8 protein-coding genes and 1 pseudogene are annotated in these 15,265 nt (G+C 60.4%); 3 read left to right on the top strand and 6 right to left on the bottom strand.

What is annotated here, in order from left to right:
* Positions 1 to 91: 91 nt before the first annotated feature.
* Entirely contained in the window at positions 92 to 319 is a 228-nt protein-coding gene (locus AB5Y70_RS14405) for a hypothetical protein (protein ID WP_010673513.1), read from the bottom strand.
* A 634-nt stretch (positions 320 to 953) separates the two neighbouring features.
* On the opposite strand from AB5Y70_RS14405, the gene AB5Y70_RS14400 reads away from it, so the two are divergent.
* From AB5Y70_RS14400 to AB5Y70_RS14390, 3 genes are read left to right on the top strand one after another with little or no spacing between them, the layout of a single operon-like run.
* Positions 954 to 2,492, top strand: coding sequence for an OmpA family protein (locus tag AB5Y70_RS14400; RefSeq protein WP_049636690.1), 1,539 nt, complete (start codon positions 954 to 956; stop codon positions 2,490 to 2,492).
* 17 nt (positions 2,493 to 2,509) lie between these two features.
* A complete protein-coding gene (locus AB5Y70_RS14395; protein ID WP_049636689.1) occupies positions 2,510 to 4,105 on the top strand; it encodes a hypothetical protein in 1,596 nt (531 codons plus the stop codon).
* Positions 4,106 to 4,107: 2 nt separating this feature from the next.
* A complete protein-coding gene (locus tag AB5Y70_RS14390) occupies positions 4,108 to 4,941 on the top strand; it encodes a hypothetical protein (RefSeq protein WP_042017295.1) in 834 nt (277 codons plus the stop codon).
* Positions 4,942 to 5,976: 1,035 nt separating this feature from the next.
* On the opposite strand, the gene AB5Y70_RS14385 is transcribed toward AB5Y70_RS14390, so the two are convergent.
* The 5 genes and pseudogenes from AB5Y70_RS14385 to AB5Y70_RS14365 all read right to left on the bottom strand — a co-directional run bounded on the left by AB5Y70_RS14385 (position 5,977) and on the right by AB5Y70_RS14365 (position 15,098).
* Positions 5,977 to 6,927 carry a transposase gene (locus AB5Y70_RS14385; RefSeq protein ID WP_049636687.1) on the bottom strand — a complete coding sequence of 317 codons (951 nt, stop codon included), beginning with the start codon at positions 6,925 to 6,927 and terminating at the stop codon, positions 5,977 to 5,979.
* A 79-nt stretch (positions 6,928 to 7,006) separates the two neighbouring features.
* A pseudogene (locus AB5Y70_RS14380) lies at positions 7,007 to 7,975 on the bottom strand (ISAs1 family transposase); the annotation flags it as partial.
* 316 nt (positions 7,976 to 8,291) lie between these two features.
* A complete protein-coding gene (locus AB5Y70_RS14375) occupies positions 8,292 to 10,697 on the bottom strand; it encodes a YgiQ family radical SAM protein (protein ID WP_049636321.1) in 2,406 nt (801 codons plus the stop codon).
* A gap of 196 nt (positions 10,698 to 10,893) precedes the next feature.
* Positions 10,894 to 14,046, bottom strand: a complete 3,153-nt coding sequence (locus AB5Y70_RS14370; protein WP_368176071.1) for an efflux RND transporter permease subunit — start codon at positions 14,044 to 14,046, stop codon at positions 10,894 to 10,896.
* The gene (locus tag AB5Y70_RS14365; RefSeq protein ID WP_180911143.1) at positions 14,046 to 15,098 is read right to left on the bottom strand and encodes an efflux RND transporter periplasmic adaptor subunit; all 1,053 of its coding nucleotides are present in this window, start codon (positions 15,096 to 15,098) and stop codon (positions 14,046 to 14,048) included. The genes AB5Y70_RS14370 and AB5Y70_RS14365 overlap by 1 nt, the downstream gene beginning before the upstream one ends.
* Positions 15,099 to 15,265: the final 167 nt, after the last annotated feature.

Here is a 15,265-nt window from a genome sequence, read left to right as displayed (position 1 = left end):
AGCAAAACAGGCAGGGCGACAACTGTCGCCCTGCCTGTTACACCCGCACACACCGCCGCACTCGGGCGATTGGCGCTCTTCTCACGTCGAGTTACTCTGCCGATCCGGCCTGCTCTTTGGCATCCCGCCACTTGCCAATCCTGGCGCCCAGCTCGGCACAAAGCATGGCGCTGACCATGGCACCTATCATCCGGGTCATATCCGACATCTCTGTTGCAACCGGAAGCAGGGGCACGATCAGGTTAAAGGCGATGAGCCCCATCACCAGCCCGAGCCCGCTGCCTACCTTCTCTCTTCGGGATCGCGTTGTTATCGCCATCTGATTGCTCCTGACCAAACCCTTTCGACAATATTATCAAACAATGCGTTAAACAGAGGTCTTGCAATGCTTCGCACTGCCTGTGCCCCACTCTATAAACTGTTATCAGACATATTTATCGACAATTAATCCATTATATAAACGGGCTGCCAGACGTTATTCTGCCCATGAACATTATTTCGCCAGCACTGTCAGTGGGGGCAACCACATACTTCCCCCAACAGCCCTCATCCTCAGTAGCGATAATCGGCCTGCACCTTTCACAAATCACAAGAGCGTCACAATAACCCTCTTAGTGTTCAGCGTCGGTGAGATGGGCAAAGATATTGGAAAGTCGATGTTTTCCCTATGGTTGCATCACTTTTCCACTCGCATGATCAGGCTCGTTTGGCTTATCATAGTCACTCGATACCTATTGAACCGCATAGATAATTGCCTCTTCTGACACTCAGGACATATCAGACACAGCCGCTTGCGAGAATGAGCACGCCTGGCGCCGATATTAAACATCAGCCCGCGCTAATATCTTTTATGTCAGCAAGTGTCGATATTTCACTCCGCCCGAAGACGCTTTTCTCTGGCCTCACTGGCATGTCTGAATCTCGCTATTAAATATAAATGGCAAGGAATCGCTATGGATAAATCGTTTCGTCTTGCACCTCTCAGCTGTGTATTGATTGCCGCCGTGGGTTGCAGCTCTCAGCAGATGCAGAATTTCAAATCCACGGTCAATGATATCGGCAAGGATTACGGCATGCCGGTGCTTTGTGGGGCTGGCATGATTGCAGGAGGGGCTGCGGGCTACGCCATCAACGGGAAAAAAGGGGCTGTCGCGGGGGTTGCCCTCGGTGGGGCGCTGGGCTGCGCGGCAGGCTATATGTGGCAGTCCAGGCTACAAGAGCTTGACCGGATAGCAAAGGAAGAGAATCTCAACATCGCGACCGAGAAACTGACCGTTGCCGAGCCAGCCGCAGTGACCGATGTCCCTCAGGACGCCGGCCTTGTGGCCCAGATCCCCGATTCCGGCATGTTCTCGAGTGGTTCTGCCCAGCTCACAGAAAGCGGCCTGCGCGTGGTCACGAAACTGGCCCAGCTCTATGCCAAACCCGCAGCCGCAGACGCCTCGGATCAGCGCCGTATCCTTCTCGTCGGCCACAGTGACGCCACCGGCCCTGCAGAACTCAACCTGCGACTCTCCGAGCAACGTGCGCGAGCCGTCGGCAAGGTCCTGGTCGCATCGGGGATCCCGGCCTCTTCCATTTACTATCAAGGCGCGGGTTCGTCGCGTCCCATCGCAGACAACAGCGACCCCTTGCTTCGCGGTCAGAATCGCCGGGTCGAAATTGTAGAACTGGCGAACGAGCAGGCTCTGGTCATGCGGGCCCAATCCGAAGAGAACAACACCCGCTATCTGCGTTACGGGGCTTCCGATACCGCCAAACCGCGTGTGGCTGCGACCAAACCGGCGGCTCAGTCCGCAAGCGGTTCAAGCAAGGTGGCGGCCACATCGCAAACCGCCCCTCGCCAACCCGCCACCAAGCAGAGCGCCTCAAACACCAGCACGACCAAGGCCCTGCCCAATGCCAAGGCCGCAGTGGACTTCGGCGGCAAGCCTGCCGGCACCTATCAGTGGAACATGGCTCAGAACATCAAGCCCAAGGCGAGTGGTTTTGCACTGATCAGCAGCGCATACGCAAGCGACATGCCGATGTCGAGCTGTGAGGCAGATAAGCCACGCAGTGCAGGCCAGGTACTGAGCATGGCAGACGACAAGCCTCTCCCGCGCCATGCCACCAAGGAGTACATGCCCGGCTATAACAATCGCGTCTGGGCCAATACCGTCAACGGCCACCTGGTGACTGTCTCTCCGGTTTCCATCTTGCGTGATAACGCCCAGGTCGATCGTCAACCGATCCTGCAAGTCGTTCAGGGTTACAAATCCTCGAATCAGAAGAAGCCCCAGACCCTCAAGGCGGTGGCCAACACCTATGAGGGCGAGAGTGAGGTGCTGTACCGCGTCTTCACCAGCGATCCCAAGGCGTCGGTGTCCTGCATGGATCTCGTGTTCAGCAAAGGCAACGCCAAGGTAAGCCAGGGAGCCCTGTTCTACCCGGCAGGTTCCGAGGCTTATGTGGCTTCGTACCTGCCCATTCCCGCCACCCATTCCAAATAAGAAAACGGAGAAACTTAGTGGAAGACTTTTCTTTGGCAGCGCTCAAGACGCTGATCCTCGCCAACCAGATGCTGACCGTTGGCATTGTTTCATTCCTCGTCAGCGCCGTGGTGGTGTGGCGGCATTGGGAGCATGTCTCCTACTTCCTGATCCGGGTATGGCACAGCCTGCCGCTGATCGGCACAGTGGCCCGTCTCGCCCGCAAGCCGGCCTCGGTCGATGGCGATGGCTGGATCAACCATGAAGTGACCCTGTCAAATGTGTACTACCGCGAATACAAGAAACATTTAAAGGGGACAGATGCCTACAACGCCTCCCTCGACTACCTTGCCAAGGCAGGAGAGGCCGGCCGCTCCCCGCGCCCGGCGTGGGTGCTTGCTCTGGTGCTGGTGCTGGTGCTGGTCGAGGCAATGGGCTTTGCCTACGTGCTGGCAGGCTGGATGAACATGGATGCCTCCACCAATGACCGTCACCTGCTGGCAGCCGCGACGGCTCTGCTGCTCGCCGTTGCATCCGCATTCCTGGCTGAAGTGGCCGGACACTCCCTGCATCACAACAGCCTGATCGCCCGGGCCCGTCACTGGTGGCAAGGGGAAGAGCCCTCAAAACGCTCCCGTACCCTCAAGGCAAACAAGGCCATCAATCTGGAAGACTCCTTCTCGGACTCTGACAAACCTGACTACGAGCAGCTGCTGGCACGCCTGAAAGACGTGAATTCAGGTGTCAGCCGCAAGTTTGTCTGGCTGATTGTCTGTGCTTCGTTTATTGCCTGCATGGCTGTGGGCGCCTTCGTGGTGCGTTCAGCCACCCTCGACAGCATCGAAACCGAGATGGTCAACAACATGCGCGCCGAAACAACGGCACAGAGTGACAGCAGCATGGGGTCGCCGTTTGATCTGCCGGAAGAGTCTCAAGCCATCAACAACGAGGCGGAAGAGGCCACCATCGAAGACAAGATGCAGGCCATCCGTGAGGCCAGCCTGACCACCTACGTCATGCTGTCGCTCATCTACATCGCCATCCAGGGGATCAGCATCTGGCTTGCCAGCAAATATCACTTTGCAGGCACCCATTCCAAAACAGCCTGGCGTCTGACACACGAATACGCGACCGCCGAAGAGATGCTGGACGCGATGGACCAGCAACGCACCGCCATTGCCAGCCATGCCGATGACAAGCTCCGCCGCTTGCAGACCCTGTTGTCGAGCCGTGACCATACCAACTCGGGTGTGCTGGGGGCGCTGGAAGGGGAGAAATCCGCCCATCGCAATTTCCTGGCCTTTATCGAGTACAAGGCAGGCACCGTGCCGCCCAAGCCGGCCCCTCAGGCGGCCCCCCAGGTCGCACCGACAGTGCAAGCCGAGCCGGCACCCGCCGTACAACCGGCTGTTGCGCAGGCAAAGGCGGCTCTCCCGCCCACCACTGACGCCCCCGGCCAGACCGACGCTGCCGTCAAGGCCGCCGATTTCCATGATGTCACTGGCCTGCCCGAAGAGAGTCTGGCAGCAGCCAGCCGCGCACTGGGGGTGGAAGAAGCGCAGTTACGTGATATCCGTGAACAGCAGATGGCCCTCAAGACCCTGGGCCTCTTTCCCACCAAGCAGAGTGCCTAATCGTGAAGATCACCCAGGTATTGCTACTGGCGTTGACGCTGCCTTGTGCAGCCTTGGCGGCCGAGCGTAACGACATACAGAGCTGCTATGAACGCAATGGCCTGACCGACATCAAGCCTGCGGGCACCGGTCGCGAACTGGTGGTCATCATCGACCAGACCATTCCGATGCCTGACGATCTGCAACGCAGCAGTTGGGGGCAGATAGAGCGGTTCGTGCAGGCTGGTGATCGCGTCAAGCTCTATACCTTCTCCGCCTTCTTGCCTGGCGAATACCTTCGCCTAGCCTACGCGGGGCAACTGGATATGCCGCTGGAAGGGGAGATCCGGGACGATGTCAGCATGCGCAAATTGCGCGGCCTGGACACCTGCCTGACGACGCAGACCAAGGTCTTTCGTAACGGCTTTGGCAAACAGTTCGTGAAAGCACTGCGTGATGCCCGCCAGGACATCCCCAAGAGCGAGATCATGAACTCGCTGCGCAAGGTGGGTGACGATATGAAGGCCGAGCAAGGCGTCAATGACCGCGTCGTGTTCCTCATTTCGGACATGCTGGAGCACTCCGATTACACCAGCTTCTATGCCACCAACAAGATCAAGCAGCTCAATGTCGGTGACGAGCTCAAGCAAGCCAAGAGCAAGGGGCTGTTTGCCGATCTGCAAGGCGCTCGCGTCTACGTCACGGGCGCCGGGCTGGTGACCGACGCGGTGAAACACGCCTATCGTTCCGGCAAGACCATGGATGCTCTCGGTGACTTCTGGTCACAGTACTTCGAGCACTCCCATGCCACCCTGGTGAACTTCGGCGCCCCCAGCCTGAGCACGGATTTGCAATAACCGTCACGTTCACAGGCAAAGCCCACGCTTCTGCCCATCACACAAGGGCGACCAACTGGTCGCCCTTGTTATTTATTGCCAACGCTGCCCTCCTTCGAGATATCGGCCAACCCGCCCCTTGGCATCAGGTTTGGTCATGTGAGCCAAAGGTGGGTCCCCATATTTGCCGACTCTCGTAAAAGATCCCCAAGGGACGTCGTCATCTCCCCCCTTCTCCATGGGCCTAGCACGATAAGGTCTCTTTTTACTTTTTATTTGGGACAGCCATCTTTATGTACGGATTGTTCCATTGGAGGAACCATATCACCCACTCTGTTTCACTGATGCAAAAATCACCTGCTCAAGCAACACCCACGGTGTCGCAGCGTTGTGAAAAAACGGCCTGATAACAAAGGGCCGATAGTACATCTTCCTTAACCCTTCTCTTCTTATCTGCGACAGCCACCTTTTGGGGACTATATTTGGGACAGCCATCTTTGTGTACGAATTGTTCCATTGGAGGAACCATATCACCCACTCTACTTTTTATTTAGGACAGCCATCTTTGTGTACGGATTGTTCCATTGGAGGAACCATATCACCCACTCTGTTTCACTGATGCAAAAATCACCTGCTCAAGCAACACCCACGGTGTCGCCGCATTGTGAGAAAGGGCCTGTTGACAAAGGACCGATAGCCCCTCTTCCCCAACCCGCCTTATCAGGACAGCCATCTTTTGGAGAAAGCCCTCATCAAGCGCCCAGCACAACTCGTCATCCAGCATGTGCGATGGCATTTGTGAAACTCGGGGGATTAAAAAGAATGTCTTGGCATCGATGACGCCAATTCATGGCGCCTTATCAGGACAGCCACCTTTTGGAGAAAGCCCTCATCCAGCGCCCAGCACAACTTGTCATCCAGCATTTGCGATGGCATTTGTGAAACTCGGGGGATTAAAGAGAATGTCTTGGCATCGATGACGCCAATTCAGATGCGATCACACCGGCGGGGTGATGGCGCGATACCGGACGTTGTTATGATGCGAGCATTCATCACTCAAAGGGATGGTTGATGACACCGTCGCTGGCCACAGTGCCAGGCAAACTGCTGACAATGCTCTTTGTCACCCACCACTCTGATACCCTGGCGCCGAAACAGCGTCACTTGCTTGAGCCAGCGCACCTCGTCCAACCCCAGCCGCGCCAGGATAGGGGCAAGAGAAGCCGGGATATGGCCCCGTTTGTCCACTCGGATGGCGCGGCCTGTCCAGTCCACCAGCATCAGGTAATCCGCAAAGGCATATGGCAGGCTATCGGGTCGCGCTTCGTGCGCGAATGGCAACAGCAACGGCGGCAATGGGGCGGCGGACTGCTCGCCATCGAGACGCTGCTTGAGGCTGGTGTAATCGCTCTGTTCAGGCCGATCGGACAATCCCGCTCGTATCGGGTTGAGGTCAACGTAAGTCATGCAGGCCAGCAGGGCTGATGCGGTGAGCAGGGCCTGGCTCTTGAAGCGCCCTTCCCAGAAATGGCCCTTGCAACCATCTTCCCGATTGGCCTGCCGAGCCAGGTTTTCGTTGAGCAACCGCACAAACCAGCTGATGGAATGCAGGCGCTCCCGCCACTGTCCTATCAGTTGTTGCACCACAGCGAGTTCAGGCTCAATCAGGGATTCCCCCTGATACCAGCGTCGTACCAGCAGCGGCCACTGGAACAGCGCCGCCCAACGCTCGGCCACCTCCCGCTCGCTCCAATTGGCAGCGGTATCCGACTCGACCTTGAGCACCAGGTGATAGTGATTGCTCATCACCGCATAGGCACACACACCGATGGCAAACAGTCGCGACAATTGGCCCAACTTGTCCACTACCCACTGGCGCCGATGCTCGTAACTCTGGCCGGAGTGGGCATCTTCCCCGCACAGAAACGCCCGCCGCACACAGCGACTGACCACATGATAGTAAGGCGTATCCTGCAAACTGATTTGACGTGAACGGGCAATGGTCATGGCTCACCCCCTGGGCAGTGACACCTCAAGCCAAGTACAGGGCTACGCCCCTGTCAAAAAGGTGGGTGTCCCAGATTTCCTCACCTCGATAGATGGGGCAAGCATCTTCGTTCATCGAGACGTCCAGCACCCAATGCAGGCTGTTCTCGATCCGCCAGTGGTCCCGCACTGCGGCAGCGAAGCGAGCCTGGTCCAGTTCCGCCGAACTGATGTAGTAGCGGTATTCGAGGGACTGTTTGCCTGATTTTTCCAGGCGATAGCCGATGGCCACACCCAGGGTTTTCAGGCCTCTCCACTCCGGGAACTGGCTGGCCACGTCACCGGCAGCAAGAACATGGTATTCCCTGGCCTCAATGCGACCATGTCCTTTCTCCACCGTCACATTGACGGGGTCGGTGGCTGCCGAGTGGAACGGTCGGAGTGCTTGCTGAACCGCGCGGTGCAACAGCTCTTGGTTACCCTTGACCGCCAGCAGGTAGTCTCCGCCTTGCTTGACGATGGTGCCGGCGATGTCAGTCTGACAGCCCATGGCATCAATGGACACGAGGCACCCCTTGATATCCAGCAGCTTGAGCAATGCTGGAATGGCCGTGATTTCATTGGACTTGGCATCGGTTTTCAACTGGCCCATGACCACGCCGTTGCCAGTGGCGAAGGCGCTGACCATATGAATGGCGGAGCGGCGGCTTTCCCGCTGGTAAGAGCCCCGTAGCACCTTGCCATCGATGGCAATCAGTTCACCCTCGGTACGCTCATTGACCGATTGCGCCCACTGAATAAAGCACTGTTGGAACTGGGTGGGGTCAAGGCGAGACACGATACGGGCGATGGTGTCGTGTACCGGCAGCCCGTCGGGGAACAGGCCCTTTTGCTGGAACCAGTCCAGGTGGACTTCACCGAAATCCTCGATGTCCTCCCAACCTTCGGCGCCGGCGATGACGGCACAGACCGTCAGGAACAGGACATCGAACAAGGGATAGCTGATTTTGGCGGACTGACGAGGGTCTTCCAGCTCACCGAAATACTGAGAAAATGCATCAAGGCTCATCATGGATCTCCCAAAAAGGGAGTATCAGATCACAACACGATCTGCGGGTCAAATAGAACGAAGTGTCCAAAAAACGTTCGCGATCTCACCCTGGCAATTCGATGGCCCTTACATTGAAGAGTATCAAGATGCGGTATCTCGAGCATCATCAGACAGAGCAAGAAGAGCACGAAGGGAGGAAATTTTGTGGGAATTACTCCGAACGGTGAATGAATGCTGATTAACTTTTAATTAGATTTTCAATAACACGAAGCATTTAAAAAGGCGACCATCCGGTCGCCTTTTTTATTTCTATCGCTTTCCTAATCAGGAAAATTCACCGAGCTGGTCGCTTGGCTCCGCTCCCTTTGGCGCCCGGCTTGGCAGAGCCAGCACGGGTCGGGGTCTTGCCCTTATGGGCGGGTTTGCCAGCCGGTTTGCCTTGAGCTGCCCCTTGCGCCGCGGGTTTGCCGTTGCCAGCCCCTTTACTGAGCTGGGAGCCAACTGGCTTGCCATTGCCCGCCTTGCCGCCCTTGCTGGCGGCAGGGGTGTCGCTGCGAGCCTTGCCTTGGGAGGCGACGGCCCCTTGCGCGCCTGCACCCTTACCGCCAGTGGCCTTGTTGCCTGCCCCATTGCTGCGCTGATGGGTGATGGCGCTATGGCGGGTCAGGGCGGGTTTCAGGCCCTTGTTGATGCTGCGCTCGGCCTTGGCTTCGCCACGGCCTTCCGGCGGCACCAGGCAGTCGGGGCCGTTACCGATGAGGTGGCCTTTGCCCATCTCCAGCAAGGCTTCGCGGATCATCGGCCAGCCAGCCGGATCGTGATAGCGCAGCAGCGCCTTGTGCAGGCGACGGCGACGCTCCCCTTTCACCACGAACACGTCCCCGCCCTGGCGGCTCACCTTGTTGAGCGGGTTTTTCTCGGTGTAATACATGGTGGTGGCGTTGGCGAGCGGCGACGGGTAGAAGTTTTGCACCTGATCGAGCTTGAAGCGGTTTGCTTTAATCCAGAGCGCCATGTTCACCATGTCCTCATCCGTGGTACCCGGGTGGGCCGAGATGAAGTAGGGGATCAGGTACTGCTGCTTGCCCGCCTCTTTGGAATACTTGTCGAACAGCTCCTTGAAGCTGTAGTAGCTGCCCATGCCAGGCTTCATCATCTTGGAGAGCGGGCCCTCCTCGGTATGTTCCGGCGCGATCTTGAGGTAGCCGCCGACGTGGTACTTGGCCAGCTCCTTGATGTAGCGCGGATCTTCCACCGCGATGTCGTAACGCACCCCGGAGGCGATCAGGATCTTCTTGATGCCCTTGAGGTCACGCGCCTTGCGATAGAGGTTGATGGTCGGGCTGTGGTCGGTATCCATGTGCGGGCAGATGGTCGGCCAGACGCAGGAGGCACGGCGACAGGTCTGCTCGGCCTTGGGGCTCTTGCAGCGGAGCTTATACATGTTGGCGGTGGGGCCGCCCAGATCCGAGATGACGCCGGTAAAGCCCGGCACCTTGTCGCGGATCTCTTCGATTTCTTTGAGGATCGACTCTTCCGAGCGGCTCTGGATGATGCGCCCTTCGTGCTCTGTGATGGAGCAGAAGGAGCAGCCGCCAAAGCAGCCGCGCATGATGTTGACCGAGGTCTTGATCATGTCGTAGGCCGGGATCTTCTCGTTGCCATAGGCCGGGTGCGGCACCCGCTGGTACGGCAGGCCGAACACCCCGTCCATCTCGTCGGTCTCGAGCGGGAAGGCAGGCGGGTTGACCCAGATGATGCGATCGCCGTGGGCCTGCGAGAGCGCGCGGGCGCAGCCCGGGTTGGTCTCGTGGTGCAGGATGCGGGACGCATGGGCGTAGAGCACCTTGTCCTCCTTCACCCGCTCGAACGCCGGCAGCTTGACGTAGGTCTTCTCCCATGGCTTTTGCTTAGGCGGCTGCACCAGGATGGGCTTGGCCTCCTGCTCCACCGGCGCGGTACCCTCGTCATCAGAGCAAGGCGCCCCTTCCATATAGGGGTTGGGGATGGGATCGATGCGGCCAATCTGGTCGAGCTTGCTCGAATCCACCCCGCGCCAGCCCGGCAGCGGCTCCTTGCGGATGACGGCGGTGCCGCGAATGTCCTGCATGGTGTCGATGGTCTCGCCGCCTGCGATGCGGTGAGCCACTTCCACCAGGGGTCGCTCGGCGTTGCCGTAGATGAGGATGTCGGCCTTGGCATCGATCAAGATGGAGCGACGGATGGTCTCGGACCAGTAGTCGTAGTGGGCGATGCGGCGCAGGGATGCCTCGATGCCGCCGATGACCACCGGCACCTCTTTATAGGCCTCTTTGCAGCGCTGGGTATAGACCAGGGTAGCGCGGTCCGGCCGCTTGCCGCCCACGTCCCCCGGGGTGTAGGCGTCATCGTGGCGCAGCTTCTTGTCGGCGGTGTAGCGGTTGATCATGGAGTCCATGTTGCCCGCCGTCACCCCGTAGAAGAGGTTGGGCTTGCCCAGACGCATGAAGTCATCCTTCGATGACCAGTCTGGCTGGGCGATGATGCCGACCCGAAAACCCTGGGATTCGAGCATGCGGCCGATCACCGCCATGCCGAAGCTCGGGTGATCCACGTAGGCGTCGCCTGTCACCAGCACGATGTCGCAGCTGTCCCAGCCGAGCTTGTCCATCTCCGCGCGGGACATGGGCAGGAAGGGCGCCGTGCCGTAGCACTCGGCCCAGTAACGGGGATAGGAGAAGAGGTTGGTAACCGGCTGCATTTTGACCACCTGGAACAATTCGGGTCGCGCATTATACCGGCAGAGCAAGGCGGGGGCGACGGCTTTTTGACCCTACAGAACGCGAGGGGAAGGGGCGCCTTCGAGCGGGCGCGACGGGCCGGCGTGACAGACTCAGATCTCATCAGCAAACAGGGCGCCCATTGGCGCCCTGTTTGCTGTCATCCGGGTCGGCACGCTAGGCCGCCGGTTTGTCCCGCCCCTCGGGGGCCCCCGCCCCCGGCACCGTGGAGGGACTGGCCGGAGTTGCCGTGGCCAGTACCTCGTCCACCAGTCGGTCCCGCGCCCCCGTCATCCCCGCGCGCCTGGCGATCAGGTGATAGATGGCGGGCACCACCAGCAGGGTCACCAGGGTCGCCAAGGACAAGCCGAAGAAGACCACGGTTCCCACGGCCATCCGGCTCTCGTACCCCGCCCCCATGGAGAGCATCAGGGGCACGGCGCCGATGATGGCGGTGAGCGAGGTCATCAAGATGGGGCGCAGGCGGCGCACCGACCCCTTGATGATCGCCTCCTCGAACCCTTCACCCCGCTGGCGCAACTGGTTGATGAACTCGACGATGAGGATGCCGTTCTTGGTCACCATGCCGATGAGCATGATCATGCCTATCTGGCTGTAGATGCTGAGTTCCTGCCCCGTGAGCCAAAGGCCGAGCAGGCCGCCGAAGATGCCGAGCGGCACCGTCATCATCACCACCGCCGGGGTCAGCAGGCTCTCGAACTGGGCCACCAGCACCAGATAGACCACCAGCAGGGCCAGGCCGAACACCAGTGCCATCTCCCCCTGGTTGTCGCGATAGTCCTTGGACTCGCCGGCATAATCCACCGACATGCCGGTGGGCAGGTGATCCGCGGCCCAGCCATCCAGGAAGTCGAGCGCCTCCCCCAGGGTGTGGCCGGGGGCCACGTCCGCGGTGAGGGTGACCGCCTTCTGGCGCTGGTAGTGGTTGAGGCGCTGGGGACTCGCCACCTGGGTGACGGTCGCCAGGGTGGAGAGGCTCACCATCTCGCCGCTCGCGGCCTTCAAATAGATGCGGCTGATGTCGGAGATGCCATTGAACTGGGTCTGGTTGGCGCGCAGGTAGACGTCATACTCTTCGCCCCTGTCCACATAGGTGGTCTGGCTGACGCCACCGAGCAGGGCCTGCAGGGAGCTAGCGATGGTGGAGACCGGAATGCCGAGCTGGGTGGCTCGCTCCCGCTCTATGGTCACCTGCAGCTCCGGGGTCTTCTCGGCATAGTCGAGATCCGGGCTCTGCATCAGCCCGCTTTGGGCCGCCGCCTCCTTGAGCGCCAGCCCCTGCTGGTTGAGCTCGCCGTAATCGGAGCCTTGCAGCACGAACTGCACCGCCGCGGTGGAGCCGCCTCTGAACCCCGGCTGGAAGGTGCGGATCATCACGTCGGGGATGCCGGCGAGGCGACCGCTCAGGGAGCGGCCAAACTCGGTGGCCGTTTCGTCCCGCACCGCCCAGTCACTGAGCTGGATGATGGCCATGCCGGTCTGATCGCCGCCGCGCCCGAAGGCCGGGGTGCTGAAGCTCATGGCCTGCACCACCCCCTTGCCGAGCAGCGGCAGGATGGCGGCCTCCACCTGCTGCATGTTGCGCTTCATCCGCTCGATGCTGGTGCCCTCCGCCCCTTTCACGAACACATAGAGCACGCCCCTGTCCTCGGTCGGGGTGAGGCTCGCGGGCAGCTTGCCAAAGAGGGCGCCAATGCCGCCAAGGCAGAGCAGCAACACCAGGGGCATCCAGACGGCGCGGCGCAGCACGGCCCCCAGCACGCGGCGATAACGCTCCTCCACCCAGCCAAGTCCCTTGTCCAGGGTGGCGGTCAGGGCGTTGGGCTTGTCCACGGCACGCATCAGCCAGGAGCCCATGGCCGGGGTCAGGGTGAGCGCCACCAGGGAGGAGAAGAGCACGGCCAAGGAGAGCAGGATGGCGAACTCGGTGAAGAGGCGCCCCACCATGCCATCCATGAAGGCGATGGGCACAAACACCATCACCAGCACGGCGGTGGTGGCGATGACGGCAAAGCCCACCTCCCGGGTGCCGTGCCAGGCCGCCATCAAGGGGGACTCGCCCCGTTGCAGGTGGTGGTGGATGTTCTCCACCACCACGATGGCGTCATCCACCACCAGGCCGATGGCGAGGATGAGGGCCAGCAAGGTGATGAGGTTGATGGAAAAGCCCAGATACCAGGCACCGATGAAGGCCGAAATCAGGGAGACGGGCACCGTGATGGCGGGAATGAGGGTAGTGCGCCCCTGCCCGAGGAAGAGATAGAGCACGGCGACCACCAGCAGGGCGCAGATGGCGAGTGTCTCGTATACCTCGTCGATGGCCTGCTTGATGAAGATGGTGGAGTCGTAGTCGACCTCAAGGGTGGCCCCCTCCGGCAGGAAGCGCTGCATCTCCACGAGCTTCTTCTCGATGCCCTGGGCCACCGCCAGGGGATTGGCGGTGGACTGGGCGACGATGCCAATCCCCAGGCTCTCGCGGCCATTGCGCTGATAGGCGCTGTCTTCGTTCTTGGCCCCCACCTCCACATCCGCAATGTCCGCCAGATAGATGCTCTGACCATTGGTGGCGGTTTTCACCGGCAGGGTGCGAAAATCTTCCGCACTGTGATAGAGCCGTGCGATCTGCACCGCCATGGTCATGGTGTTGTTGCGGATCTCGCCGCCCGGCAGCTCGATGTTCTCCCGCTTGAGGGCATCCTGCACGTCGGCCACCGTGATGCCGCGGGCCGCCATGTCGGCGGGGCGCAGCCGCACGTACATCACCTGGGTCAGGTCCCCGGAGAGAGACACCTCGCTCACCCCTTCCACCAGGCTCAAGGGGTCCACCAGCATGCGATTGGCGTAATCCGTCATGGCGGTACGATCCATCTGGGTGCTGCTGAAGTTGAGCCAGATGGCCACATCCCCGTTGCCGTTGTCCTTGGTCACCATGGGCTCGTCCGCCCCGTCTGGCAGCTTGGGTCTGGCCCGGGAGATGGCGTCACGCACGTCGGAAGTGCCCTCCAGCATGTTCCAGCCGAGCTTGAACTCCACCGTGATGGAGGAGCGCCCCTTGCGGGTCACCGAGTTGATGTTCTTGATGCCGCTGATGCCGGAGAGCTGATCCTCGATGGGCTTGGTGACCTGGCTCTCCATCACCTCGGGGGCCGCCCCCTCATAGGTGGTGGTGATGGAAACGGACGGGGTCTGCACATCCGGCATCTCCCGCACGGTGAGTTTGCTGAAGGCCACCAGGCCGAACACGGTGAGCAGGGCGCTGATGACCACCGCCACCAGGGGACGGCGTACTGAGATATCGGAGAGCCACATCAGCCTTTCACCTCGCCCAGATCACGTACCTGGGCGCCGTCGCGCAGATTGACCAGCCCCTCCACCGCGATGCGATCGCCGACGTTCAACCCCTTGAGCACCCAGACGGCCTCGCCATGGGTGTCGCCAAGCTCCACCGGCACCCGCTTCACCCGTCCGTCCGCCTCCAGGCGATAGACGAAGCGCTGCTCGCCGGCATACTCCACCGACTGGGCGGGGATCAGGGTCATCTTCTGGGGTGGCAGAGAGAGATCCACGTTCATCAGCATGCCGGGACGCAGCTGGCCACCGGTGTTGGACAGGATGACGCGGGCCTTGATGTTCTGGGTGTCGCTGGAGATCCGGCTGTCGAGGGTCTCCAGCACGCCGGAAAAGGATTGGTCCGGCCAGGCCGAGCTGGTTGCCGTCACCGCCATGCCGGGGCGCAGCAAGGAGAGGTAGCGCTCGGGCACCGCCAGATCGAGCCGCAGTTTTGCCAGCTCATCCAGATGCAAGAGCACGTCGCCGCTGTTGACCAGGGCTCCTTCGCTGAGATCGATGAGGCTGACGGTGCCGTCGAAGGGGGCCGCCAGGGTGCGCAGGGAGAGCTCGTAACGGGCCGCATCGACCCGGGCCTGGGCCTGGGCCACAGTCGCCTCCTGCCCCTCCAGCTCCGAGGTAGTGACGGCGCCTCGCGCCACCAGCTTGCGCATGTCCCGCAGCTTGCGGGCCTCGTCGCGCACGCTGGCGCTCTGCTCGGCCAGCTCCGCCTGCTGCTTGCCCGCATCCAGGGCGATCAGGGTCTGCCCCTGTTTGACCTGCTGGCCGGAGCTCACCGCAATGGTGGCAATGCGGCCGGTCACCTCGGGGCTGATGGCCACGGAGCGATTGGCCGCAAGCTTGCTCACCAGCTTGATGGAGGGCTCGGCCAGGCTCTGCCTGACGGTTTCGGCCCTGATATTGATCTCTCTTGGTGAAGGCTTGCTGGCGGGTTCAGCCTGCCGCAGATGCCAGGCGCCCGCCGCCAGCAATAGAAGAAGAGGGAAAAGCCACAGCCACACGCGCGTTTTCATCACAAGATCCATGCAGTCAAAGAGAGAGGAAGAAGAGATAGCTTCATCAAGGATGGCACCATGTTACCCCCTGACTATGCCGTGACTATGTATAAATGTGACAAAACGTAACAGTCCGGTGAGAAGATCATCAAAAACGCATCTTGTCGGCACGCGCGTCAGGGTTC

Source organism: Aeromonas sp. s1(2024), assembly GCF_040908005.1.
Classification (GTDB): Bacteria; Pseudomonadota; Gammaproteobacteria; order Enterobacterales; family Aeromonadaceae; genus Aeromonas; species Aeromonas caviae.
This window is presented reverse-complemented; position numbering and strand designations above follow the sequence as displayed.

Excerpts from the sequence above, each read along its gene's own strand:
- AB5Y70_RS14405 (WP_010673513.1), bottom strand. The coding sequence starts at position 319 with ATGGCGATAACAACGCGATCCCGAAGAGAGAAGGTAGGCAGCGGGCTC.
- AB5Y70_RS14400 (WP_049636690.1), top strand. The coding sequence starts at position 954 with ATGGATAAATCGTTTCGTCTTGCACCTCTCAGCTGTGTATTGATTGCC.
- AB5Y70_RS14385 (WP_049636687.1), bottom strand. The coding sequence starts at position 6,927 with ATGACCATTGCCCGTTCACGTCAAATCAGTTTGCAGGATACGCCTTAC.
- AB5Y70_RS14375 (WP_049636321.1), bottom strand. The coding sequence starts at position 10,697 with ATGCAGCCGGTTACCAACCTCTTCTCCTATCCCCGTTACTGGGCCGAG.
- AB5Y70_RS14370 (WP_368176071.1), bottom strand. The coding sequence starts at position 14,046 with ATGTGGCTCTCCGATATCTCAGTACGCCGTCCCCTGGTGGCGGTGGTC.
- AB5Y70_RS14365 (WP_180911143.1), bottom strand. The coding sequence starts at position 15,098 with ATGAAAACGCGCGTGTGGCTGTGGCTTTTCCCTCTTCTTCTATTGCTG.